General features: G+C 37.3%; 19 protein-coding genes. 16 read left to right on the top strand and 3 right to left on the bottom strand.

Annotation, left to right across the window (positions count from 1 at the left end; all coding sequences use genetic code 11):
* The first annotated feature begins 3 nt into the window (after positions 1-3).
* The 5 genes from NST63_RS04905 (at position 4) to NST63_RS04925 (ending at position 5,123) form a co-directional block, all read left to right on the top strand.
* A complete protein-coding gene (locus tag NST63_RS04905; protein ID WP_218958310.1) occupies positions 4-1,479 on the top strand; it encodes an aldehyde dehydrogenase in 1,476 nt (491 codons plus the stop codon).
* A gap of 82 nt (positions 1,480-1,561) precedes the next feature.
* Positions 1,562-2,341 carry a 2-keto-4-pentenoate hydratase gene (locus NST63_RS04910; protein ID WP_078109802.1) on the top strand — a complete coding sequence of 260 codons (780 nt, stop codon included), beginning with the start codon at positions 1,562-1,564 and terminating at the stop codon, positions 2,339-2,341.
* 48 nt (positions 2,342-2,389) lie between these two features.
* Positions 2,390-3,283 carry an acetaldehyde dehydrogenase (acetylating) gene (locus NST63_RS04915; RefSeq protein WP_180211993.1) on the top strand — a complete coding sequence of 298 codons (894 nt, stop codon included), beginning with the start codon at positions 2,390-2,392 and terminating at the stop codon, positions 3,281-3,283.
* 20 nt (positions 3,284-3,303) lie between these two features.
* Positions 3,304-4,329 carry a 4-hydroxy-2-oxovalerate aldolase gene (dmpG, locus tag NST63_RS04920; protein ID WP_180211994.1) on the top strand — a complete coding sequence of 342 codons (1,026 nt, stop codon included), beginning with the start codon at positions 3,304-3,306 and terminating at the stop codon, positions 4,327-4,329.
* Positions 4,330-4,331: 2 nt separating this feature from the next.
* The gene (locus NST63_RS04925; RefSeq protein WP_180211995.1) at positions 4,332-5,123 is read left to right on the top strand and encodes a 2-keto-4-pentenoate hydratase; all 792 of its coding nucleotides are present in this window, start codon (positions 4,332-4,334) and stop codon (positions 5,121-5,123) included.
* A 228-nt stretch (positions 5,124-5,351) separates the two neighbouring features.
* On the opposite strand, the gene NST63_RS04930 is transcribed toward NST63_RS04925, so the two are convergent.
* Positions 5,352-6,227, bottom strand: coding sequence for a LysR family transcriptional regulator (locus NST63_RS04930; RefSeq protein ID WP_341041428.1), 876 nt, complete (start codon positions 6,225-6,227; stop codon positions 5,352-5,354).
* A 173-nt stretch (positions 6,228-6,400) separates the two neighbouring features.
* On the opposite strand from NST63_RS04930, the gene NST63_RS04935 reads away from it, so the two are divergent.
* The 8 genes from NST63_RS04935 (at position 6,401) to prpB (ending at position 15,495) form a co-directional block, all read left to right on the top strand.
* Positions 6,401-7,543, top strand: coding sequence for an AbrB family transcriptional regulator (locus NST63_RS04935; RefSeq protein ID WP_341041429.1), 1,143 nt, complete (start codon positions 6,401-6,403; stop codon positions 7,541-7,543).
* Positions 7,544-7,652: 109 nt separating this feature from the next.
* The gene (locus NST63_RS04940; RefSeq protein WP_341041430.1) at positions 7,653-9,263 is read left to right on the top strand and encodes a sensor histidine kinase; all 1,611 of its coding nucleotides are present in this window, start codon (positions 7,653-7,655) and stop codon (positions 9,261-9,263) included.
* Complete coding sequence (locus NST63_RS04945) at positions 9,260-9,937, top strand: response regulator (RefSeq protein ID WP_078109796.1); 678 nt, start codon at positions 9,260-9,262, stop codon at positions 9,935-9,937. The genes NST63_RS04940 and NST63_RS04945 overlap by 4 nt, the downstream gene beginning before the upstream one ends.
* 134 nt (positions 9,938-10,071) lie before the next feature.
* Complete coding sequence (locus NST63_RS04950) at positions 10,072-11,076, top strand: tripartite tricarboxylate transporter substrate binding protein (protein WP_071975226.1); 1,005 nt, start codon at positions 10,072-10,074, stop codon at positions 11,074-11,076.
* A 61-nt stretch (positions 11,077-11,137) separates the two neighbouring features.
* Positions 11,138-11,581, top strand: a complete 444-nt coding sequence (locus NST63_RS04955) for a tripartite tricarboxylate transporter TctB family protein (protein ID WP_341041431.1) — start codon at positions 11,138-11,140, stop codon at positions 11,579-11,581.
* Between the two features lie 16 nt (positions 11,582-11,597).
* Positions 11,598-13,103 (top strand): tripartite tricarboxylate transporter permease, encoded by a 1,506-nt coding sequence (locus tag NST63_RS04960; protein ID WP_139254816.1) that lies wholly within the window; start codon positions 11,598-11,600, stop codon positions 13,101-13,103.
* A gap of 25 nt (positions 13,104-13,128) precedes the next feature.
* Positions 13,129-14,559 (top strand): bifunctional 2-methylcitrate dehydratase/aconitate hydratase, encoded by a 1,431-nt coding sequence (locus NST63_RS04965; protein WP_180211997.1) that lies wholly within the window; start codon positions 13,129-13,131, stop codon positions 14,557-14,559.
* Positions 14,560-14,589: 30 nt separating this feature from the next.
* Positions 14,590-15,495, top strand: a complete 906-nt coding sequence (gene prpB, locus NST63_RS04970; RefSeq protein WP_341041433.1) for a methylisocitrate lyase — start codon at positions 14,590-14,592, stop codon at positions 15,493-15,495.
* Between the two features lie 222 nt (positions 15,496-15,717).
* Here the strand turns inward: prpB and gltS are convergent, their stop codons facing one another.
* Both gltS and hutG read right to left on the bottom strand, forming a co-directional pair.
* Positions 15,718-16,920, bottom strand: a complete 1,203-nt coding sequence (gene gltS, locus NST63_RS04975; protein ID WP_058004917.1) for a sodium/glutamate symporter — start codon at positions 16,918-16,920, stop codon at positions 15,718-15,720.
* A 21-nt stretch (positions 16,921-16,941) separates the two neighbouring features.
* A complete protein-coding gene (gene hutG, locus NST63_RS04980; protein ID WP_071975222.1) occupies positions 16,942-17,898 on the bottom strand; it encodes a formimidoylglutamase in 957 nt (318 codons plus the stop codon).
* A gap of 124 nt (positions 17,899-18,022) precedes the next feature.
* Here hutG and NST63_RS04985 point away from each other — a divergent pair, with 124 nt between their 5' ends.
* From NST63_RS04985 to NST63_RS04995, 3 genes are all read left to right on the top strand, one after another.
* A complete protein-coding gene (locus NST63_RS04985; RefSeq protein WP_071975221.1) occupies positions 18,023-18,901 on the top strand; it encodes a LysR family transcriptional regulator in 879 nt (292 codons plus the stop codon).
* 56 nt (positions 18,902-18,957) lie between these two features.
* Entirely contained in the window at positions 18,958-19,758 is an 801-nt protein-coding gene (locus NST63_RS04990; RefSeq protein WP_071975220.1) for a MurR/RpiR family transcriptional regulator, read from the top strand.
* 140 nt (positions 19,759-19,898) lie between these two features.
* Positions 19,899-21,467, top strand: a complete 1,569-nt coding sequence (locus NST63_RS04995; protein ID WP_071975219.1) for a PTS transporter subunit EIIC — start codon at positions 19,899-19,901, stop codon at positions 21,465-21,467.
* Position 21,468: the final 1 nt, after the last annotated feature.

The raw sequence follows: 21,468 nt of genomic DNA on the forward strand, positions 1-21,468 counted from the left end.
GGGATGACAGTGACAAAAGGAATCGTAGCTGAAAAAACAGTCATTCAGGACGCAAAGCTATTCATAAATGGGGAGTATGTTGATGCACTCTCAGGAGAGACCTTTGACACAATTAATCCAGCCACGAATAAAAAGCTAGCTACTGTAGCTAATGGTGGTAAAGAAGATACAAAAATCGCCATTGATGTGGCTCACCAGACATTTGTAAGTGGAGTTTGGAGTAATATGCCTGTTGAGGAAAGAGCAAACATACTGTGTAGAATGGCAGATTTAATCATGAAAAATGTTGATAAACTAGCCTATGTAGAAACACTTGATGTTGGAAAACCGATTAAAGAAAGTCGAGGATTCGATATTCCGCGTGCTGCTTCTAACTTTCGCTTTTTTGCTGAAATGGCAAAATATATGGTCCATGAGCACTATGATATGAGCAAGCATATGTCTTATGTTCAATATACACCTGCTGGAGTAACCAGCTTAATCATTCCTTGGAATCTTCCATTTATGCAAATGACTTGGAAAGCATCTGCTGCATTGGCTGCTGGGAATACAGTAGTTGTTAAACCTGCCTCCTATACGCCATTAAGTGCAGTAATGCTCGGAGAAATTGCGAATGAAGCTGGATTACCTCCAGGTGTCCTAAATATTTTAACGGGTCCTGGAAGTACGGTTGGTACAGTAATGGCCACACATCCTTCTATACGTAGAATTTCTTTTGTCGGTGAGTCAAATACAGGAAAAACAGTGATGCGTAATGCTGCCGAACATTTAATTCCTGTTTCATTAGAGCTTGGAGGGAAATCAGCGAATATTGTTTTTGAAGATGCTGATTTAGATGAAGCGGTAGCCGGTTCGATTGAGGCAATCTACCGTAATCAAGGTGAAATTTGTTTAGCTGGTTCACGAATCCTCGTTCAAGAGAGTATATATGATCAATTTTTAGATAAATTTGTGACAGCTGTAAAGAAAATCAAGGTTGGCGATCCAACGGACGAAGCAACAGATATGGGGGCGCTCGTGTCAAAAGGTCACTTGAAATCTGTTGATGAATACGTACAAATTGGACTTAAAGAGGGTGCAAAGCTTGCCCATGGAGGGAAAGCGATCGCTGATCTTCCAGACGGAAATTTCTATGAGCCGACTGTACTTTATGATGTGAATAATAAAATGAGAGTCGCACAAGAAGAAATTTTCGGACCTGTGCCTGTCATCATTCCGTTTAAAACTGAGGAGGAAGCAATCCAAATTGCTAATGATTCGATATATGGTTTAGCTGGTGTAGTTTGGACGAATGATTTACGTCGTGGACAAAGAGTAACATCACAGGTTCACTCCGGATTATTATGGGTAAATTGCTGGTATGTCCGTGATTTACGTACACCATTTGGGGGTGCAAAGGCAAGTGGAATTGGTCGTGAGGGTGGTCGACACAGCTTTGATTTTTATACAGAAGCAAAAACCATTACCATAAAAAAATAAGGCTCTTTTCTCAAAAATAAAAACGAACGAAAGGTGACATTTGCTCGCCTTTTGTTGCTTTTTCTAAAAGGGAGGCTTTCAAGTGATAGTTAAGAATATCGATTTTGCAAATGAGTTGTTAAAAGCTGAGGAAACAAAACAAGCTGTAACAGCCTTAACAGAACGTGATGATCAGTTAATGGTGGAGGATGCTTATAGAATTCAATTGGAAACCGTGAATTTAAAGCTCGCACAAGGGAAAAAAATTATTGGGAAAAAAGTGGGCTTAACAAGTGCAGCAATGCAAAAAATGCTCAATGTAAATGAACCAGATTATGGGCATTTATTCGATGATATGCGTGTAGAAAATGGTGCCACAGTCAAAATTGATTCGCTCATTTCTCCAAAGGTTGAAGCAGAGATAGGTTTTGTTCTTAAGGAGGATTTAGTAGGCCCTAATATTACCTATCTTGATGTGATGATGGCAACAAAATATGTAGTACCAACCATTGAAATCATTGATAGTCGTATCGCAGATTGGAATATCAAATTAGTAGATACGGTGGCTGATAATGGTTCATCTGCAAAAGTGGTTGTAGGCGAGAAATATACGGAACTAAGTGGTATCGACCTACGAACGAACAGTATGGTTTTATTTAAAAATAATGAGTTGATTGCAACAGGAGCAGGTGCAGCAGCACTTGGGCATCCTGCAAACGCTATTGCTTGGCTTGCAAATAAATTACATGAGTTCGGGATTACTCTAAAAAAGGATGAATTGATTTTACCAGGTGCCTTATCTGGAGCGGTTGTAGTTACTGGTGGGGATACGATTGAAGCAAACTTCGGTGCTCTTGGATCTGTAACTGTGGATTTTGAATAATTGTTGCTTAGAAGATTGATACAAAATTTTTAAAGGAGGGGAATGGCAATGGGAAAAATCAAAGCTGCAATTATCGGATCCGGAAATATTGGTACGGATTTAATGTATAAATTGGAAAGAAGTGAACTGATCGAATTAACTGCCATGGTTGGTATTGATGAAAAGTCGGATGGATTGAAACGTGCTGAGCAAAAAGGATATAAAATCTTTTCCAATGGGATTGATGGAATTATAGAAAATCCTGATATTGCAGAAATCGTTTTTGATGCAACATCTGCAAAAGCCCATGTGCGACATGCAAAGGTATTAAAGGAATTGGGGATAATGGCAATTGATTTAACACCTGCAGCAAGAGGTCCTTTCTTTTGTCCAGCGGTCAATACATATCAAAGTGATGTAAAGCTAGATAATGTAAATATGATTACTTGTGGTGGTCAAGCAACTATACCGATTGTTTATGCGATAAATCGGGTTGCTGATGTCAGCTACGGAGAGATTGTTGCAACGATTTCAAGCTTAAGTGCAGGTCCAGGGACACGAGCAAATATTGACGAATTCACCATTACAACACGCCGTGGAATAGAAGAAGTAGGTGGTGCCGATCGAGGAAAAGCATTGATTATTTTAAATCCAGCTGATCCCCCGATATTAATGCGTGATACCGTTTATTGTGAAGTGAAAAGTATGGATGAGTCAGCGATTCGTGCATCCATTTTAGAGATGGTTAAAAAAGTAAATGAATATGTTCCAGGTTATCGTTTAAAACAAGAGCCGTTATTTGATGGGAACCGTGTTACCGTTTTTATTGAAGTAGAAGGAGCGGGAGATTATTTTCCAGCGTACGCCGGAAATTTAGATATTATGACAGCAGCGGCTGTACGAGTTGCAGAAGATTTTGCTCTCTCGATGCAAAAAGATCATATGGTTAACACATCATTATAAAAGAGGAAGGAGCTAGCTATATGAATGGACGTGCGGATCGAATACAACTAACCGAAGTTTGTTTGCGTGACGGGAGTCATGCGGTTGCCCATCAGTTTACTGAAGAACAAGTGCGAAACGTAGTACGCGGTTTGGATGAAGCAGGGATGCATTATATTGAAGTAAGTCATGGAGATGGTTTAGGTGGTTCCACCATACAGTATGGGAAATCACTTGTTGATGAAATGACTTTAATCGAAGCAGCAGTCGATGAATGTAAAAACTCAAAAATAGCTGTGTTGCTTATTCCAGGAATTGGAACGATGAATGAGTTGAAACAGGCGAAGGACCTAGGTGCCCGATTAGTAAGGATTGCTACTCATGCTACGGAAGCAGATGTATCCGCCCAACATATTAGCAAAGCGCGAGAACTTGGTATGGAGGCATTAGGATTTTTAATGATGGCCCATTCGGTTCCTGTGGAAAAACTCGTCGAGCAAGCAAAATTAATGGAAAGCTACGGGGCAGAGGCAGTTTACGTAACCGATTCGGCTGGTGCTCTATTACCAAAAGAAGTCCGTGAACGGATAAAAGCTCTTCGCCAGGCATTAGATATTGAAGTGGGGTTCCATGGGCATAATAATTTATCTGTTGCCGTTGCCAATACAATTGCAGCAATTGAGGAGGGGGCAACACGAATTGATGGTAGTGTTCGTTGCTTAGGAGCAGGAGCTGGGAACACACAAACAGAGGTCTTGGTAGCGATTATGGAACGAATGGGAATCGATGTTGGGATTAATTTATATAAGATGATGGATGTTGCTGAAAATATTGTTGGTCCCATTATTCCCGGTAGTCAGGAAATTAAAAAGGGTAGCCTTGTACTAGGATATGCTGGTGTCTACTCTAGTTTTCTACTTCATGCAGAACGTGCAGGTAAGAGATTTGGCATTGATCCAAGAGATATTTTAGTAGAATTAGGGAAAATGAAGGTAGTTGGTGGACAGGAAGATATGATTCTAGATGTAGCAGCCGAATTGGCAAAAAACAGTAAAGTGAGGGCGTAAGAATGACTCTACTGACTAATAAAGAGAAGGAAATTATCGATTATTTATACGCTGCTGAACGTGATGCCAGGGAAGTCATCAAAGTAACTGATGAATATTCCGATCTAACAATTGAAGAAGCGTATGTCATACAAGAAGGATTGCTTGCCCGTAAAATGGATGAAAACGGTACAAAAACAGTTGGTGTAAAATTAGGGCTGACAAGTAAAGCCAAGCAGGAAATGATGGGGGTCAATCAAGCAATATATGGTTATCTACATAATGATATGCTAGCATTTGAATGGGAGCCAATCCACTTTTCTGAACTAATTCATCCGAAGGTAGAACCGGAAATTGCTTTTCTATTAGCGGAAGACCTTCAAGGAGAGAACATTACAGCTGAGGAGGTTATAAAAGCTACGAAATATGTAGCACCAGCACTTGAAGTAATCGATAGTCGTTATAAGGACTTCCGGTTTACTTTAGTTGACGTAGTGGCTGATAATTGTTCATCAGCTAAATTTGTTGTAGGAAGTAAATGGGTTTCACCGAATGACATTGATTTAGGAAATATCGGCATGGTTATGTCTAAAAATGGTCAAGTCGAACAAACCGGTTCAAGTGCTGCAGTACTTGGACATCCAGCAACAGCAATTGCTTGGGCGGTGAATGAACTGGCAGCACTAGGAAAGGGACTTAAAAAAGGGGACATTGTATTAAGTGGAGCGATGTCTGAAGCCATTGCATTCAAGGCGGGAGATTCAATTATTGCACAATTTGATGGTTTAGGCAGTGTGTCCATGTATTGTAAATGAGGAAAAGGGACGTTTTATGAATAAAGGACTTTCATCATGAGATGATGGAAGTCCTGTTTTTATATTAATAGTCTATTAATTAAAGACTTGTGCGAAACTGGGTTGAAAACGTGCGAATAGCCATCAAACTTGTGCGAAACTGAGGTGAGATCGTGCGAATCATCAGCAAAGTCGTGCCAATGCATAGCTTTTTCATGCAAATCCTCTAAATATATCGTGCTGATTTCTTCACTTGTCAAAATGATAAAAATCAATTTCCGTAATAAATTGTACAAAGGCATGGACCATGCTTAATTTTAAGGATTCTTCGTGATAGAACATCCATGTTTTTCGTAAGATGGGTTCGTTGTCCTTTGTTTTGATTTCGATTTTGTGAAGATCATCGATATCGTCTAACGTCATGCTGGACATAATGGCATATCCCAATCCATTGATTACCATTTCCTTGCAGGTTTCCGATTTATCGACTTCGATACTAATCAAAGGAGGTTGCGAATAATTTTCTGCCCACCAATGATCAACTAGTGTTTTAAAAAGATAATCAGTGTGGTAATCAATTCTTGGTAGATGTGGGAGCTGCTCTATATCTATCTTTTCCTTTGAGACAATGCAGATTTTTTCTTCGAATAATAAATGCTTTTTTTCCTTCCAACCATAATCTCCTTTTAGAAAACCAATATGAATTTCTTCATTATGAACTAAGTTTGCAATATCTCCACTAAGTCCTGTTGTGACTTTGAACTCTATAAGTGGGTAGTGATCTTTAAAGATTCTCAGCAAATCGGGTAGTTTGTGGTATGCGAAGAAGTTTGATACCCCTAATTTTAAGGTTCCAGTTACTTTGCCTTCCATATTCCTCACATTCTCTTTTATCTTTTGAATATTGATTAGCACTTCATGTGCGGATTTCGCTAAGTATTCACCTTGAGGGGTAAATTGAACACCACGTCTTCCTCTGTTGACGATCTGGACGGCAAATTCTTGTTCAATTTGCTGCAAGCGATTGGTTAGAGCAGGCTGAGATATGAAAAGCTTTTTTGCTGCTTTTGTAATGTTTTTTTCTTTGTAGAGGGTTTGTAATATGAGCCAATCACGATCATCCATATGTTATCTTCTCCAATTTAGCCATTATTTTTTTTGATGGGTAATGATATAAATTTACTATTTTATTAATCTCTAAATGTATATTACATTTATTGTATTGATAATTCTAATAATTTTATCAACTTTATTTAGAAATGAAATGACACCTCTTGATAAAGAAAGAAGGGTCTACATTGGAAAAGAGTCATTTTTTTATTCGGAGTATTTGTTTTATTTTTCTTAGTAGCTTGGGAGGATTTATTTTTTCCTTTACAAATCTCTCAATAGGATGGATGATTGGAACGCTTCTTTTAGCTGCACTGATTTCCTTTTATAAACCAAAGCTGATCAATCACCATAATCATCAAAAAGGGCTACCTTCTTTTTGGATGTATTTAGGTCAGAGCTTTCTAGCAATTGAGCTTGGACAGAAAATAAATATATCCTTTATCGAAGTCTTTAGAGCAAATTGGATAAGTATTATTTCCATGCTTCTACTCTCTATTCTCTTTTCACTTTTATCTGGTTTCATATTATGGCGCTTTACTGATTTTGATATGATTACCTGTTTTTTTGGAGCAACCCCTGGAGGGTTAAGCGCAATGCCAAGCATTGCAGAAGAGGTTGGAGCGAATACGATGGTGGTGACAGTTATACAAACCATGCGTGTTTTCTTAGTTGTTCTAATGATTCCGCTATTTGCTTCAATTTGGTTGACAGGTTCTACTAATGATCTCACCGTAAACCATGCAATAGTTTCCACGACACATTCTCCTTTTGAAATTACCCAACTTCTATGGACGGTCTTGTTAATCGTAGGCGTATGTGGCGGTTATTATGTTGGAAAGTATTTGAGATTTCCAGCTCCTTGGCTCGTAGGTGGAATGCTAGGTGTAGGATGTGCTCAAACAATGGGATCTGTTTTGTTTGATACAGATTTAAAGGCATGGTGGCCACCTAGTATGATGGTTTTATCGCAAATTTTTATTGCTACTAGTATAGGTTCTCGGTTTTATAAGGAAATGATCGTCGGCATGACAAAAACATTAGTTGTCTCATTTTTTACAACGATTGGTCTAATTCTTTCTTTGTTTTTTTGCGCGTATTTTATTTCACTCATAACAGGCATTTCCTTAGTTACGTCTGTATTGGCATTTACACCGGGAGGTATTGCTGAAATGACTACAACCTCCGCTGTTCTAAATGCAGATTCAACATTTGTAGTAGTTGTTCAAGTTCTTCGGATTGTTGTTGTACTGGTCATTTTACCTCCAGTCTTTCGATTATTAAAACGGTGGGAAGCACACAAAATTGAACGTTCTCGTACATCGGCATAAAGCAAAATATTAAATTGAATGTTTAGAATTATCAGTCTAATATATAGAATCTCATCTGCTTCCGATTTACAATAGAGTAGAATTGGTAAGTAAAAAGGGGAGGGATGGGATGAAAAAATATTTTTCGGTATCACTTCAAACAAAAGTAGTTGTTTTAATTACGGCCTTATTATTATTTGTTATTTTGATTTTGACAGTGTTTTACGGATACATTGAATCAAAAAGTACCGAGCAACATATAGGTCAGTTGGCGAAGCAGGTAGCGATCACTGTTTCGTTAATGCCTACCGTGAAGGAAGCATTTAATCTTGAACATCCTTCAACAGTCATTCAGCCCATTACCAAAAAAATTTCTGATGAAGTTGGGGCAGAGTTTATTGTTATTGGTAATAAGGATAGTATTCGGTATTCCCATCCAGACGAAAATAAAATCGGAAAAAAAATGGTCGGTGGAGATAATGACCGTGCCTTAAAAAAAGGAATGAATTATATTTCAGAAGCAGTAGGTTCTTTAGGGCCTTCCATTAGGGGGAAAGCTCCTATCCTTGATGAAAAGGGTGAAATTATTGGAATTGTCTCGGTTGGTTTTATGAAAAGAGAAGTGAGAGAGGTAATAAGTAATCGACTATTAAAAATTATACTTATATCTCTATTTGTATTATTTTTAGGCAGTGTAGGTGGTGTCCTATTAGCTCGAAACATTCGAAGGGATACTCTTGGCTTGGAACCGCATGAAATTGCTTCCTTATATCGAGAAAGAAGTGCTATCTTACAATCTATCAAAGAAGGAATTATTGCTGTAGATGCAAATGGCGATATTACAATGATGAATGATTCTGCTCGAAAAATATTAGGAGTCAAAAAAGATTCATTGCATACTCCGATTGAAACCATCATTCCAAATACAAAAATGCATAGAGTACTGGAAACTGGGATTCATGAAAATGACAAAGAAATGCTTTTAAATGAAAAACATGTGATTGTTAATCGGATCCCAATTCGGGATAAAGAGCGAATTGTCGGTGTGGTTGCTAGTTTTCGGGACAAAACTGAAATTAAGGCGATGTTAGATACTCTATCAGAGGTAAAGAAGTATTCAGAGGATTTACGGGCACAAACTCATGAATTTGCGAATAAACTTTATGTTTTATCAGGAATGCTCCAATTACATCAATACGATGAAGCATTATCTTTTATCCAAAACGAGGCTGCAGTACATAGAAATCAAAATCAAATTCTTTTCCAACAGATTGTTGATTCAAAAGTTCAAGCAATTCTTATTGGTAAGATTGAGAAAGCCTCGGAAAAAAAAGTAAAGTTTACGATTGATTCGTCCAGTTCTTTACAACCATTGCCGAAACAAATTGGTCTCGCTCAATTAATTTCTGTTCTTGGAAACATCATTGACAATGCCTTTGAGGCGGTTTCAACGAGTACGAAAAAAGAAATCACTTTTTTTACTACTGATGTTGGAAATGATATTGTGTTCGAAATTGATGATACCGGAAATGGAATTAGAGTAGAGGATATTAAGCATATTTTTCATAGAGGATATACAACAAAAAAAGGAAAAAATCGGGGATACGGATTAAGTATTGTAAAAGAAATTATAGAAGAGCTAAATGGAACGATTGAAATACAAGCAAAAAAAGAGGGAGGAACGATATTCTCCATTTTTATTCCAAAATTGATTAAATGCGAAAAGGAGGATTCTTTGTGATTAATGTTATCATTTCAGAGGACGATTTTAGAGTAGCGGCTATTCATGAACAATTCCTAAAGAAAATAGAGGATGTTTGTGTGATTGGAAAAGCATTAAACGGAGAACAAACCCTCGCATTTCTTAAAAATAATCGAGTGGATTTAATTATATTAGATATTTTTATGCCCGATCAATTAGGGACAGAGATCTTAAATGAAATACGAAACAACTATGAACATATCGACGTGATTATTATTTCGGCAGCTTTTGAAAAAAATTATGTAGAAGCTGCTATTCGACAAGGTGTATTGGATTATATTATTAAGCCTGTGACGATGGAAAGATTTAGGCAGTCCATCGAAAACTATAAAAGAAAACATCAATTATTTAGCTCAAACGAATTAAATCAAGAACTAATAGATAAATATTTTGGTTTTAAAAATGATTCGAATGATTCCAATAGGGATCTTCCGAAAGGAATTGATCCACTAACATTACAAAAGGTGAAAGGGATTTTAAAGATTTTCCCTAATGGTGTATCAGCGGAAGAAATGGGTGAAAAAATGGGAGCCTCAAGGCCAACCGCTCGAAGATATTTAGAATATTTGACTTCAATTGGGGAGGGAAGTGCAGAGCTAGAATATGGAATCGTAGGCAGACCAGAAAGGAAATATCGATTAGTAAATAAATAATTTATGTATTTTATTGTGAACATTATGAACAAAATGTTCACAATTTTTTTATTATTAACTTATTTTGTAAACGGTTACAAAAAGGTTTTTCTTTACTATGATTTTTTTAAGCTTTGAAAGGGGGAGAAGGGAAATTGAAGAAACGTTTTTTCTTTTTAGTTGTATTTGCACTTTTCTTGGTTATTACCTCTGCTTGTTCTAGTAACACTTCATCTTCAAAGGGAGGAAAGGATTGGAAGCCAGATAAAACGATTGAAATTGTTGCTCCTAGTGGGGCTGGTGGTGGTTGGGATACCACAGCAAGAATGGCAGCCAAGGTTCTAGGCGAGGAGAAAATAATTGATCAAAAAATGGGGGTGGTAAATAAGACTGGTGGAGGAGGAGCTGTAGGATGGGCCTATATTCATTCTAAAAAGGGAAGTTCTAATAATCTCTTTGTGACTTCGCCACCGATGCTACTTGTTCCATTAAATGGTCAATCAGAATTTGATTATAAAGATTTTACTCCTATTGCAAACTTAATTGCTGATTATGCAGCGTTCGCTGTCAAGGCGGATTCAAAATGGAATAGTCTGAATGATTTATTTGAGGATATGAAAAAGGATCCTTCGAGTGTAACAGTTATTGGTGGTTCTTCACCTGGAAGCATGGACCATATCCAATTTGTAAAAATTGCAAAGGCAGCAGGTGTAGATATTACCAAAATTAAATATGTTTCTGATCAAGATGGGGGAGCCTTAACTTCTCTACTAAATGGAAATGCCGATGTTTTCTCAACAGGAGTTGCTGAGACGGCCGAACAGGTGAAAGCTGGGAAGATTAAGGTTTTGGGAATAACATCAGAGGAAAGGCTGAAAGGGGACATTATTTCAGAATTTCCAACAGCGAAGGAGCAAGGAATTGATGCGACTTTCATTAATTGGAGAGGATTTTTTGGACCGCCTAATATGGACAAAGCTGCTTTGAACTATTATGAGGGAAAATTAAAAGAGTTAAGTGATTCCCCAGCATGGGCTGATATTAGAGAAAAATATGGCTGGGATGAAGAATTTATGGATAGCGAGGAATACCAAAAGTTTTTGGAAGAAGAAAATAAAAGCATGAAGGCATTATTAGATGAACTTGGTCTAGCAAAGTAAAAATATTATTGGGTCGATGTTTCCCGCATCGGCTCATTCTATCATAGGTGGTGTGTTTAGAATGTTAAATACAAAAAATAAAAAGGTATCACTAGTTTTAATGGTGGTATCGATCATTTATCTAATTCTTAGTTTTCGATTACCTTCATATGCCTATGTTCCGATTGATTCGGATGTCATTCCGATTGCCTTAGGATTTATTTTATTACTACTGTCCATCGCCTTATTTTTTATTAAGGATACAGGTGAAAAAGTAAAAATTCCAATGAATGATTTGATTCCGATTTTAATCGTATTAGGATTTATCCTTTTTTATATTCTTTTCCTTGAATTGCTAGGATTTATTATTGTGACAGCACTCTTTATCTTCTTTAGCTCTTGGTATCTCGGTTATAAAAAGTTTTTATCCAACAGCTTAGTATCCATTTTTTTACCAGTAGCAATCTATTTCTTATTTGTATCATTTTTACAAATTCAATTACCAAGCGGTATATTGCCTTTTTAAGAAAGGAGTATGAATGATGTTTGATGGAATATTAGCAGGAATTGAAGTGGTCTTTAGTTTTCAAGGAATTCTATTCGTATTAATTGGTGTTATCGTTGGGACAGTTATTGGAATGATACCTGGTTTGGGACCGATAACGGCTATTGCGGTCATGATTCCAATTACTTATGGGATGGTGCCAGCTTTAGCACTGTTATTGATGGCTGGTGTTTATTATGGTGCTGCGTATGGGGGAGCAGCTTCGTCAATCCTATTAAATGCACCTGGTACATCTGAGGCAGTGGCAACAAGCTTTGATGGTTATCCAATGGCGAAGCAGGGGAAAGCTGGGAAGGCATTAGCAGTCGCAGCCATTTCATCTTTTATAGGTGGTACGATCAGTGTTATTTTACTTACTCTTTTAGCACCTACTCTAGCAAATGTCGCTATTTCGTTTGGACCACCTGCCTATTTTGCACTTATGCTAATGGGTTTAACAGCTGTATCTAGTTTGTCCGACGGATCAACAATAAAAGCACTAATTTCTGCCACAATTGGCTTCATGATTGCAACGATAGGAATTGATTCACAGACTGGGACACCAAGATTTACATTTGGGAGTGCACATTTATTAGAAGGAATTGATTTCCTCGTCATTGCTCTTGGTTTATTTGCATTAGCAGAAGTATGCTCATTGATTATTAATCGAAAGGAAAAAGGGGCAGACACGAATAAAATTGGTAGTTTACGATTATCCAAACAAGAATTTCGTGAAATGTCTACAACAGCCGGGAAACAATCCTTTTTAGGATTCCTCATTGGCGTATTACCAGGTGCAGGGGGAACGATCGCCTCACTGCTTGCATATGTTTCCGAAAAAAAGATGAGTAAGAACCCAGAACAATTTGGGAAAGGTGCAATAAAAGGAATCGCAGCACCTGAGTCTGCTAATAATGCTGCATCTGGCGGTGCTTTTGTCCCATTACTAAGTTTAGGGATACCTGGTTCAGGGACAACGGCTGTGATGCTAGGTGCATTAATGGTGTTAGGGGTGCAACCAGGTCCATTATTAATTGGAGATCATCCCGATATTTTTTGGGGAGTTATTATAAGTATGTATATCGGGAATATTTTTCTATTAATATTGAATCTACCTTTAATCCCATATATATCAAAGATTTTAAAGGTTCCTCGTCCAATGCTCATTCCTTTAGTGATTGTGTTCTGCTTAATTGGTGTCTACGGAGTGAGTTTTAATACCTTTGATATGTTTTTACTTCTACTATTTGGAATCATTGGTTATGTGATGAGATTATTTCATTTTCCTGCCGCACCACTCCTATTAGCATTTATTTTAGGGGGAATGATGGAACAATCTTTCCGCCAATCCTTAACGATTTCAAATGGAAGTCTAGCAATCTTCTTTACTAATCCAATTTCCTGTGTACTTTTAATCATTGCACTTTTAGCATTTCTATTACCGATTTTAAAAACATGGAAAAGGAAAAAAGAAGATAATCAGTCATCACAGCAGAGTGCCTAATCATAATAGGAAGGGGTAATTGAATATGAAGGAATTAAACTCTGTAAAAGCTAAAACCGTTGATTCAGTTTTTGAGACGATCGCTAATTATGTTTTAGATAAAGAGATTACAAGTGAAGTTGCTTTGGAGACTGCTCGATATGTTTTAATCGATAGCTTAGGCTGTGGTTTTTTGGCTTTAAGGTATCCGGAATGTACAAAGCATCTGGGGCCAATAGTACCTGGAACCATAGTTCCTAATGGAAGTCGTGTACCTGGTACTTCATTTGAATTAGATCCTGTCCATGCTGCGTTTAATATCGGGTGTATGATTCGATGGCTAGACTATAATGATACATGGTTAGCTGCTGAGTGGGGACACCCTTCTGATAATCTTGGGGGGATACTAGCGGTAGCTGATTACCTTAGCAGAACTCGGAAACGGGCTTTGAAGATGAGGGATATTCTTGTAGCGATGGTTAAAGCCCATGAAATACAAGGCGTGCTAGCACTGACTAATAGTTTAAATCGCCAGGGGCTGGATCATGTGTTATTTGTTAAAATTGCTACTACCGCAGTGGTTACTGGTATGCTTGGTGGTACAAAAGAAGAAATCATGAATGCAGTTTCGAATGCTTGGCTTGATAATTCTAGTTTGCGAACATACCGGCATTTTCCAAATACGGGATCTCGGAAATCCTGGGCCGCAGGTGATGCGACAAGTAGAGGTGTTCGATTAGCTTTTATGGCATTAAAGGGAGAAATGGGTTATTCGACAGCACTCTCTGCCCCTCATTGGGGATTTCAGGATGTGTTATTTGATGGAAAAGAGATAACCCTTAGCCGAACACTTGATTCTTATGTTATGGAGAATATTTTATTTAAAATTTCCTATCCGGCAGAATTTCACGCGCAAACGGCTGCTGAATGTGCGATTCGATTGCATTCGATTGTGAGAGATCGACTGGATGAGGTAAATAAAATTGTCATTGATACTCAAGAATCGGCGGTTCGTATTTTAGATAAGAAGGGACCGCTACATAATCCTGCTGACAGAGATCATTGTCTTCAATATATTACGGCAATAGGACTAATATATGGAACGATAAATGCTGATCACTATGAAGATGAAACAGCACAGGACCAACGGATTGATCAACTACGTGAAAAAATGGAGATCGTCGAAAATAAACAATATAGTATTGATTATTTAGATCCAAATCTTCGTTCGATTGCTAATGCTGTGCAAATTTATTTTAAGGATGGATCAGTTAGTGAAAAAATTGAATGTCAATATCCAATTGGACATCCGTTTAGAAGGGATGAGGGAGTTCCCTTACTAATTAAGAAATTTCAGGATAACTTGGAAACCTGCTTTCCCATAAAACAAGTTCAAGAGATTATGAGCATCTGTATGGATTCATCGGTGTTGATTGATTATCAGGTAGATGAATTTATAAGTAAGCTATTGATCTAATTTGTTAAACATTGAAAGAAGGGATTATGGATGTCATGGTTAATAGATCAAGAATTAAGTCAGCAAGAGCTTTCAGATCGATTTCGTAAACAAATGCTAGAACCATCTATTTTACAAATTCCTGGTGCATATGATGGACTAAGTTCACTAATTGCTAAGAAAATTGGATTTAAGGTGCTTTATTTATCTGGAGCAGCTTATACTGCCAGCAGAGGTTTGCCTGATTTAGGAATGATTCATTCTGAGGAATTAGCTGTTCGTGCGAAAGATATTATTCGTGCCTCAAATTTACCACTACTTGTTGATATTGATACAGGGTTTGGGGGGATTTTAAATACGGCGAGAACCGCAAGAGAAATGGTTGAATCCAGAGTGGCTGCCATTCAAATTGAAGATCAGGAATTACCAAAGAAATGTGGTCATCTGAATGGAAAGAAATTAGTAAGCATCGAGGAAATGGTTCAAAAAATTAAAATCATTAAAGAAGTAGCTCCCTCTCTAGTTATTATCGCAAGAAGTGATGCAGCTTCAGTTGAAGGGATCGATCGTTTAATTGAAAGGGCAAATGCTTATATTGAAGCAGGTGCTGATGCAATTTTTCCAGAAGCATTGGTAACAGAAGAAGAGTTTACAAAAGTTAAACATTCACTTCAAATTCCTTTATTAGCGAATATGACTGAGTTTGGTAAAACTCCCTACTATACAGCGATGGAATTTGAAGACTTTGGATACAGTATGGTGATCTATCCCGTAACATCACTAAGGGTAGCGGCCAAGGCAATAGAACAGGTCTTTACTAATATATTGAAAGATGGGACACAAAGGAATTCCATAAACGCCATGCAAACAAGGAAAGATCTTTATGATACAATACAATATTTTGACTTTGAAAAGCTAGATGAAAAAATAGCTCAAACAATCCTCTCTGAAGATTAATTTGATGAAAAGATAAAGAAAGTGCGGGATAAGTCTCCCACACTTTCTTTATTTAAGACTATTTTCTGCTTTTGAAAAACCATACTGCCGGCTTTTACACCAGCGGATCTGATGAAGTTTTGCAGCAGCTCTTTTCACAGTGGAATGGGTTTAACGGTATTTAACCTATTTTTATTTAGTTAAAACGTTACCTAAATAGCGACAATGTTTGAGAAAAGAGCCTTATTTAAATAAATTAATACTTGTTATGATAATCGGCATGGCAAATACATCAATTAAGAACGCACCAACAATTGGAACAACTAGAAAAGCTTTTCGTGATGGGCCGAATTGTTCAGTAATGGCGGACATATTGGCCATAGCATTAGGGGTTGCACCTAGTCCATGTCCAGTAAAGCCGCCAACCATTACAGCGGCATCATAGTTTTTTCCAAGTAATTTAAATAGAACAAAGATACCTAAAAGAACAATGAAAATAACTTGGACAAAAACAATGATGACCATTGGTAAGGCAAGTCCTGTTAATTCCCATAATTGAATGCTCATTAGCGCCATAGAAAGGAAGATTCCTAAAGTTACATCACCAATTAGATTGATACTGGTCATATCAATTACTTCCTTGTTTACTTTATCGATAATGTTTCGAACAATCACAGCGACAAACATTGCTCCGACATAGTTTGGTAATACAAAGCCTGTTGCACTAGAGAATAACTCCCCTAGATATGAACCTGCCGCCATACAGAACGTAATGATGAGAATTTGGGCAATAAATTTCTGCGAGTTAATGCCAGTTGATGCAGAGTTGGCATCTATTGCTGCAGCCACTTCATCATTAGCATCAACTTCAGTTGGTTTTAGATTATATTTTGAGATTAAATATTTTACGGTTGGTCCACCTACTAATCCTCCAGCAATAAGACCGAATGTTGCAGCTGCAAGTCCTACAGATAAGGCAGAATTAACCCCTAGTCCCTCGATGGTTCCACCGAATGCTGTTGCTGCACCATGACCTCCTTCCATGGATACTGCACCAATCATTATTCCTAATAACGGTTCAATTCCAAGAACCTTTGCCAATGATATACCAATAAGATTTTGGCACAAAGCTAAGACGCCACAAGCTAACCAGTAGATAACCAGCAGCTTACCTCCAAGTTTCACTAGCTTAAAGCTTGCACCTAAACCGACTGTGGTAAAGAATGTCAACATGAATAAGCTTTGTAAAGAAGTATCTAAGGTAATTTTCATTAGTCCAGTTTGTCTTAAAATCGTAACGAGAATGGCAAATAAGAGTCCACCTACAACAGGGGCTGGTATACAGAACTTTTTTAAGAAGTTTATCTTTTTTATTAGTAGTCCTCCTAGCATTAGTAAAGCTACGGCTAGAAAGATGGTGGCAATTTGATTTAATTCCAAGTTCATACTATCCCTCCAATTTTAATGTTATTCGTGAAAGTGAATGAGAGATTCATTGATTAATTGTGCCGCTAATGTCACAGTTTTATTATTCTCATCAACAACAGGGTTTACTTCTGAAACATCGAAGGAAAGAACCTTTTCTTTCGCAACAATATGTCTAATTAAATCTCTTACCGTTTTGGGATGCAGTCCAAACGGGGATGGTGCACTAACTCCTGGAGCATAGGCTGCACTAATTACATCCGTACATAAAGTTAGGATGATTTTGTCATGTTGATTGATAAAATCATCAATTCTTCCTAAAGAGAGAGCCAGTTCGGATGTTACCTCTTCTTCAGAGATATGTTGTACATGATACTTTTTGGCTGTTTCAAAAAGTGCCTTTGTGTTTCCTTGCTGTTGAATGCCCACACACAGGTAGCTGGATTTTGAATCAGCATCTAAAATTTGCTTAAACATTGTACCAGAGGAGGTTGTCTCATCATATGGCCTCATATCAAAGTGGGCATCAATATTAATGATTCCTAATGTTTCATCGGGGCCGAGATAGTTTCTTGCACCTAAATAATGTCCATAGAAGGTTTCATGGCCGCCACCAAGGATAATTGGGGTAATACCTTTACGATAGAGGACGGTGGCTGCTTGTCCTAGTTCACTTTGTGCCTTTTCTAGCTGATCCTCCTCGCATTGAATCGTCCCTACATCAACTACAGTTGTTGAAGTGGAAAGATGCCAAGGCAACTTCGCAAGAGCTTGTTTAAGTAGATTAGGGGCTTTGGCAGCGCCTAAGCGTCCTTGATTACGTCTAACTCCTTCATCACAACTAAAGCCAATCAATCCAAAGATTTTCTGTCCTTTTGAAGCGGTGGAAAGGGAGGAAGGTGTATCTAATTTAACCTGTTGGTGTAGACGGAAACTAAGTGGATCAGTGTGACTATCGACTCTACCATTCCAGTGATCGGAAGAAGGCTGAATATACATATGTCTCACTCCTATTAAAATTCAGAATTATATCTATATACCAATTATAACCGCTTTCATTTATAATTACTAATACATAATAATAATAGATTTATAGTTTAAAACTATAAGTGAGGAGGAGAACATGGAGATCCGTCAACTAAGGTATTTCATAACAGTTGTTAAGGAACAAAGCTTCTCAAAGGCTGCGAAACTTTTACATATATCACAGCCATCTTTAAGTAATGCAATAATGAAACTAGAGAAAGAGGTTGGGATCAAGCTATTAGAACGGAATACTCGAGGTCTTTCATTAACGGATGCAGGGCAAATTTATTTTTTTAGGGCTGAAGAGCTAATAAGATCGCTAGAAAATACCCATAAAGAGCTTGAAGAAGTGAAGCAAATTGGTAATGGGAAAATTAGTATTGGATTAATTGAATCATCAATGTTTTGGTTTCCTAAAGTGATTAAAAAGTTTAAAAAAAGCTTTCCTAAAATAGAATTTAAGCTAAAGGAAATATTAGGGGAGAAACAGGTTATTCAATCCCTTATCGACTATGACATTCATTTTGCTGTAACGAATCAGCCTCTCAGTCATGAGGAAATTCAACTTAATCCCATCTATGATGAGCGGTTCATTCTCTTAACACATGAAGAAGATGAGTTGAATACAAAGGAACGGATTACCATTCCAGACTTAGCAAACCGAGATTTCATTATCTGCTCTACAGGATTTCAAACGAGAGAAAATGTATTACAAGCATTTGCAAACGAACAGGTGACCCCTAAGGTCATGTATGAAATCGAGCGTTTCGAAACAGCCTGTAGTTTAATTGAACAAGGTTTAGGAATCACATTTTTGCCGGAAAGCTATATCAAGCATATTCATACATCTAAGATTGCCACTCATACGATACACTCGGATTTTTTAAAACGGACGGTTTACCTTGCATATTTAAAAGATAGGCATCTTTCTCCAGCAGTGCATGAATTAATGGGAAGGGTGGAGAGATTTTTTTAAAGCAATAATTGGTGGGACAACAGAACCGACCCTTTGTCCCAAAGAGAGGAGAACATATGGAGCGTTCAGAAAAGATTTTTTTAGATTATGTGAATGATAAGGAGTTAAATCAATCGGAGAGGGATATTCTTGCTTTTCTTATTGAGAAGAGGTTTGTTGGTGGTCCGTTAAGTATTCGGAAGGCGGCGGATGAGTTGTTTGTTTCGACGACTTCGATTATTAGGCTTTGTAAAAAGCTTGGATTCAGCGGGTATAGTGAATTTATTTATCATTTAGGATTAAAGGTTTCTAATTTACCTGAACATATGTCGGAATCTGTTGTGGGTATTCATCAACCGTTGGAGGATAAAGTATCAGAGTTTATTCAACATTATCATTTAACCTTTCATTCGATTGATGAAACTCATATTCAAGCGTTTTTACATGAAATCGAAAAGCATAGAAAGATTTATTTCTATGGGGCAGGGTTTTCTACAATATTTTCCGATTATTTAGCGAAGAAGCTAGAGTTATTTGGTTATTATGTTTCGAATGCCTCTACTAGTGATAGCAGGGCATTATTTTTTAATAATATTCAAAAATACAATTTATTAATTGTCTTTTCGCGGTCTGGTGAAACAAATAAAGTAATAGAAAAAGTAAAAATCGCAAAGGATAATGGATTGAAGACGGTCCTATTTACTGGAAATAATAAAAGTACAACAGCTCAACTTGCTGATATTGTTTTTCAAGTATTAGACCCAACGATCGAGTCACAACAAGAATTTCAAGTGACTTCCTATGAATCAAACATGTTTATGCTTATTGATATCATTCTAACTTTAGCGATTAAACAAGGGATTATCACTGAATTTTAAATAGCTATTAATGAGATGTAACATGTTACGATATTTGTTCACATTGTACAGAATCGCCGTTTTCCCTTTCGTGAGTAGGAAAACGGCATTATACTGTGAATGTAATTGATAGCGTTTACTTGTTGAAAGGAAGGTTGCGAATGAAAAGGGTCTTGAATGGTCTTCAACTTTTTGGAAAATCATTATTTGCACCTATATTACTTTTACCGATTATAGGGCTGTTTATAGCCTTTGGTAATGTATTTGGAAATGGGAACTTAGCAGAATATATTCCATTTTTAAAACATCCATTTATACAGAATATTGGACAGTTTATTTCAGGATCGGCCGTTTCGATTCTTCAAAACCTAGCCTTAGTTTTCGCCGTTGGGATCCCAATTGGATTGGCGAAAAAGGATAAAGGGTATGCGGCTTTAACTGGCTTAGTTTCTTTCGTTATTTTCATCAATGCCATGCATCAAGTATTGAAATTAGCAGATCGTTTAGTACCAACTGAGTCTATGCAATCTTCTGGGCAAGCCATGGTATTGAATGTTCAAGTGCTTGAAATGGGTGTGTTTTCCGGTATTTTAATCGGGGCTTTGGTAGGGGTTTTACACAATAAATATTGTGATACGAAATTTAAAGGTGTTATGCAAATTTATTCTGGTCATCGTTTCGTTGCTATTCTGGCCATTCCAAGTGCGATGATTTTAGGTGTATTGGCCGCTGAATTTTGGCCATTTGTTCAAAATGGAATTACGGCATTAGCAATTGGTATTAAAAGCTTAGGGTCTTTTGGCTTCTTAGTATATGGATTCCTCGAACGAATTTTAATCCCTACTGGTCTGCATCATCTTGTATATACACCATTTTTATATACAGAATTAGGTGGAACAGAACAGATCGGCAAAGATATTGTCTATGGGGCAAGAAATATTTACTTTGCTGAAATGGCAGATAAAAGTATTCCAGTGTTAAGCAGCACTGTAAACTGGGATGCCCGTGGATTAAGTAAAATGTTTGGACTAATGGGTGCTGCAGTAGCGATGTACGTGACTGCAAAAAAAGGTAAAAAATCAATGGCAAAAGCGGTCTTATTACCTGCAGCGGTTACTTCCTTCTTATTAGGTGTAACGGAACCAATCGAATTTGCGTTCATGTTTGTTGCTCCTGTCCTATTCGTTGTTCATGCAGTTTTAGCTGGTACAGGTATGATGCTGTTAAGTCTGTTAGGTGTCCATGCAATTGGGGCAAATGGTTTTATTGATTTCTTACTTTATAACCTGCCATTAGGGACAACAAAATCCAATTGGCCGCTGTTTATATTAGTCGGATTATTTATGTTTGCACTTTACTTCATTATATTCCGCTTCTTAATTTTAAAATTGAATTTAAAAACACCGGGCCGTGAAGATGATACAGACATTGCAGTAGAGCAGATTCCAGTTCAATCAACAAATAAGACAAGGGAAAAAGAGAAGGCTTCCTCTCCAGTTGGGCAGACAATTATTACTGCTTTGGGTGGAAGTGAAAATATTGAGAACGTTGATAATTGCTATACAAGATTAAGGCTTGTATTGAAAAATCCAGATATTGTGGACGAAAACCTATTGAAACAAACAGGCTCAAAAGGTGTGATCAAGTCTGGTAATAATGTTCAGGTTGTTTATGGATTAAATGTTAAATCTGTTCGGGATCAAGTAGATAGTAGCTTAGGAGGAATATAAG

The sequence above is a fragment of the Heyndrickxia sp. FSL W8-0496 genome (assembly GCF_038007825.1).
Taxonomy (GTDB): Bacteria; Bacillota; Bacilli; order Bacillales; family Bacillaceae_C; genus Heyndrickxia; species Heyndrickxia oleronia.

Bases quoted from the DNA above. Each gene is read 5' to 3' on its own strand.
- NST63_RS04965 (WP_180211997.1), top strand. From the start codon at position 13,129: ATGAAGGAATTAAACTCTGTAAAAGCTAAAACCGTTGATTCAGTTTTT.
- NST63_RS04960 (WP_139254816.1), top strand. From the start codon at position 11,598: ATGTTTGATGGAATATTAGCAGGAATTGAAGTGGTCTTTAGTTTTCAA.
- NST63_RS04990 (WP_071975220.1), top strand. From the start codon at position 18,958: ATGGAGCGTTCAGAAAAGATTTTTTTAGATTATGTGAATGATAAGGAG.
- dmpG (WP_180211994.1), top strand. From the start codon at position 3,304: ATGAATGGACGTGCGGATCGAATACAACTAACCGAAGTTTGTTTGCGT.
- NST63_RS04955 (WP_341041431.1), top strand. From the start codon at position 11,138: ATGTTAAATACAAAAAATAAAAAGGTATCACTAGTTTTAATGGTGGTA.
- NST63_RS04985 (WP_071975221.1), top strand. From the start codon at position 18,023: ATGGAGATCCGTCAACTAAGGTATTTCATAACAGTTGTTAAGGAACAA.
- prpB (WP_341041433.1), top strand. From the start codon at position 14,590: ATGTCATGGTTAATAGATCAAGAATTAAGTCAGCAAGAGCTTTCAGAT.
- gltS (WP_058004917.1), bottom strand. From the start codon at position 16,920: ATGAACTTGGAATTAAATCAAATTGCCACCATCTTTCTAGCCGTAGCT.
- NST63_RS04930 (WP_341041428.1), bottom strand. From the start codon at position 6,227: ATGGATGATCGTGATTGGCTCATATTACAAACCCTCTACAAAGAAAAA.
- NST63_RS04915 (WP_180211993.1), top strand. From the start codon at position 2,390: ATGGGAAAAATCAAAGCTGCAATTATCGGATCCGGAAATATTGGTACG.
- NST63_RS04940 (WP_341041430.1), top strand. From the start codon at position 7,653: ATGAAAAAATATTTTTCGGTATCACTTCAAACAAAAGTAGTTGTTTTA.
- hutG (WP_071975222.1), bottom strand. From the start codon at position 17,898: ATGTATATTCAGCCTTCTTCCGATCACTGGAATGGTAGAGTCGATAGT.
- NST63_RS04905 (WP_218958310.1), top strand. From the start codon at position 4: ATGACAGTGACAAAAGGAATCGTAGCTGAAAAAACAGTCATTCAGGAC.
- NST63_RS04995 (WP_071975219.1), top strand. From the start codon at position 19,899: ATGAAAAGGGTCTTGAATGGTCTTCAACTTTTTGGAAAATCATTATTT.
- NST63_RS04925 (WP_180211995.1), top strand. From the start codon at position 4,332: ATGACTCTACTGACTAATAAAGAGAAGGAAATTATCGATTATTTATAC.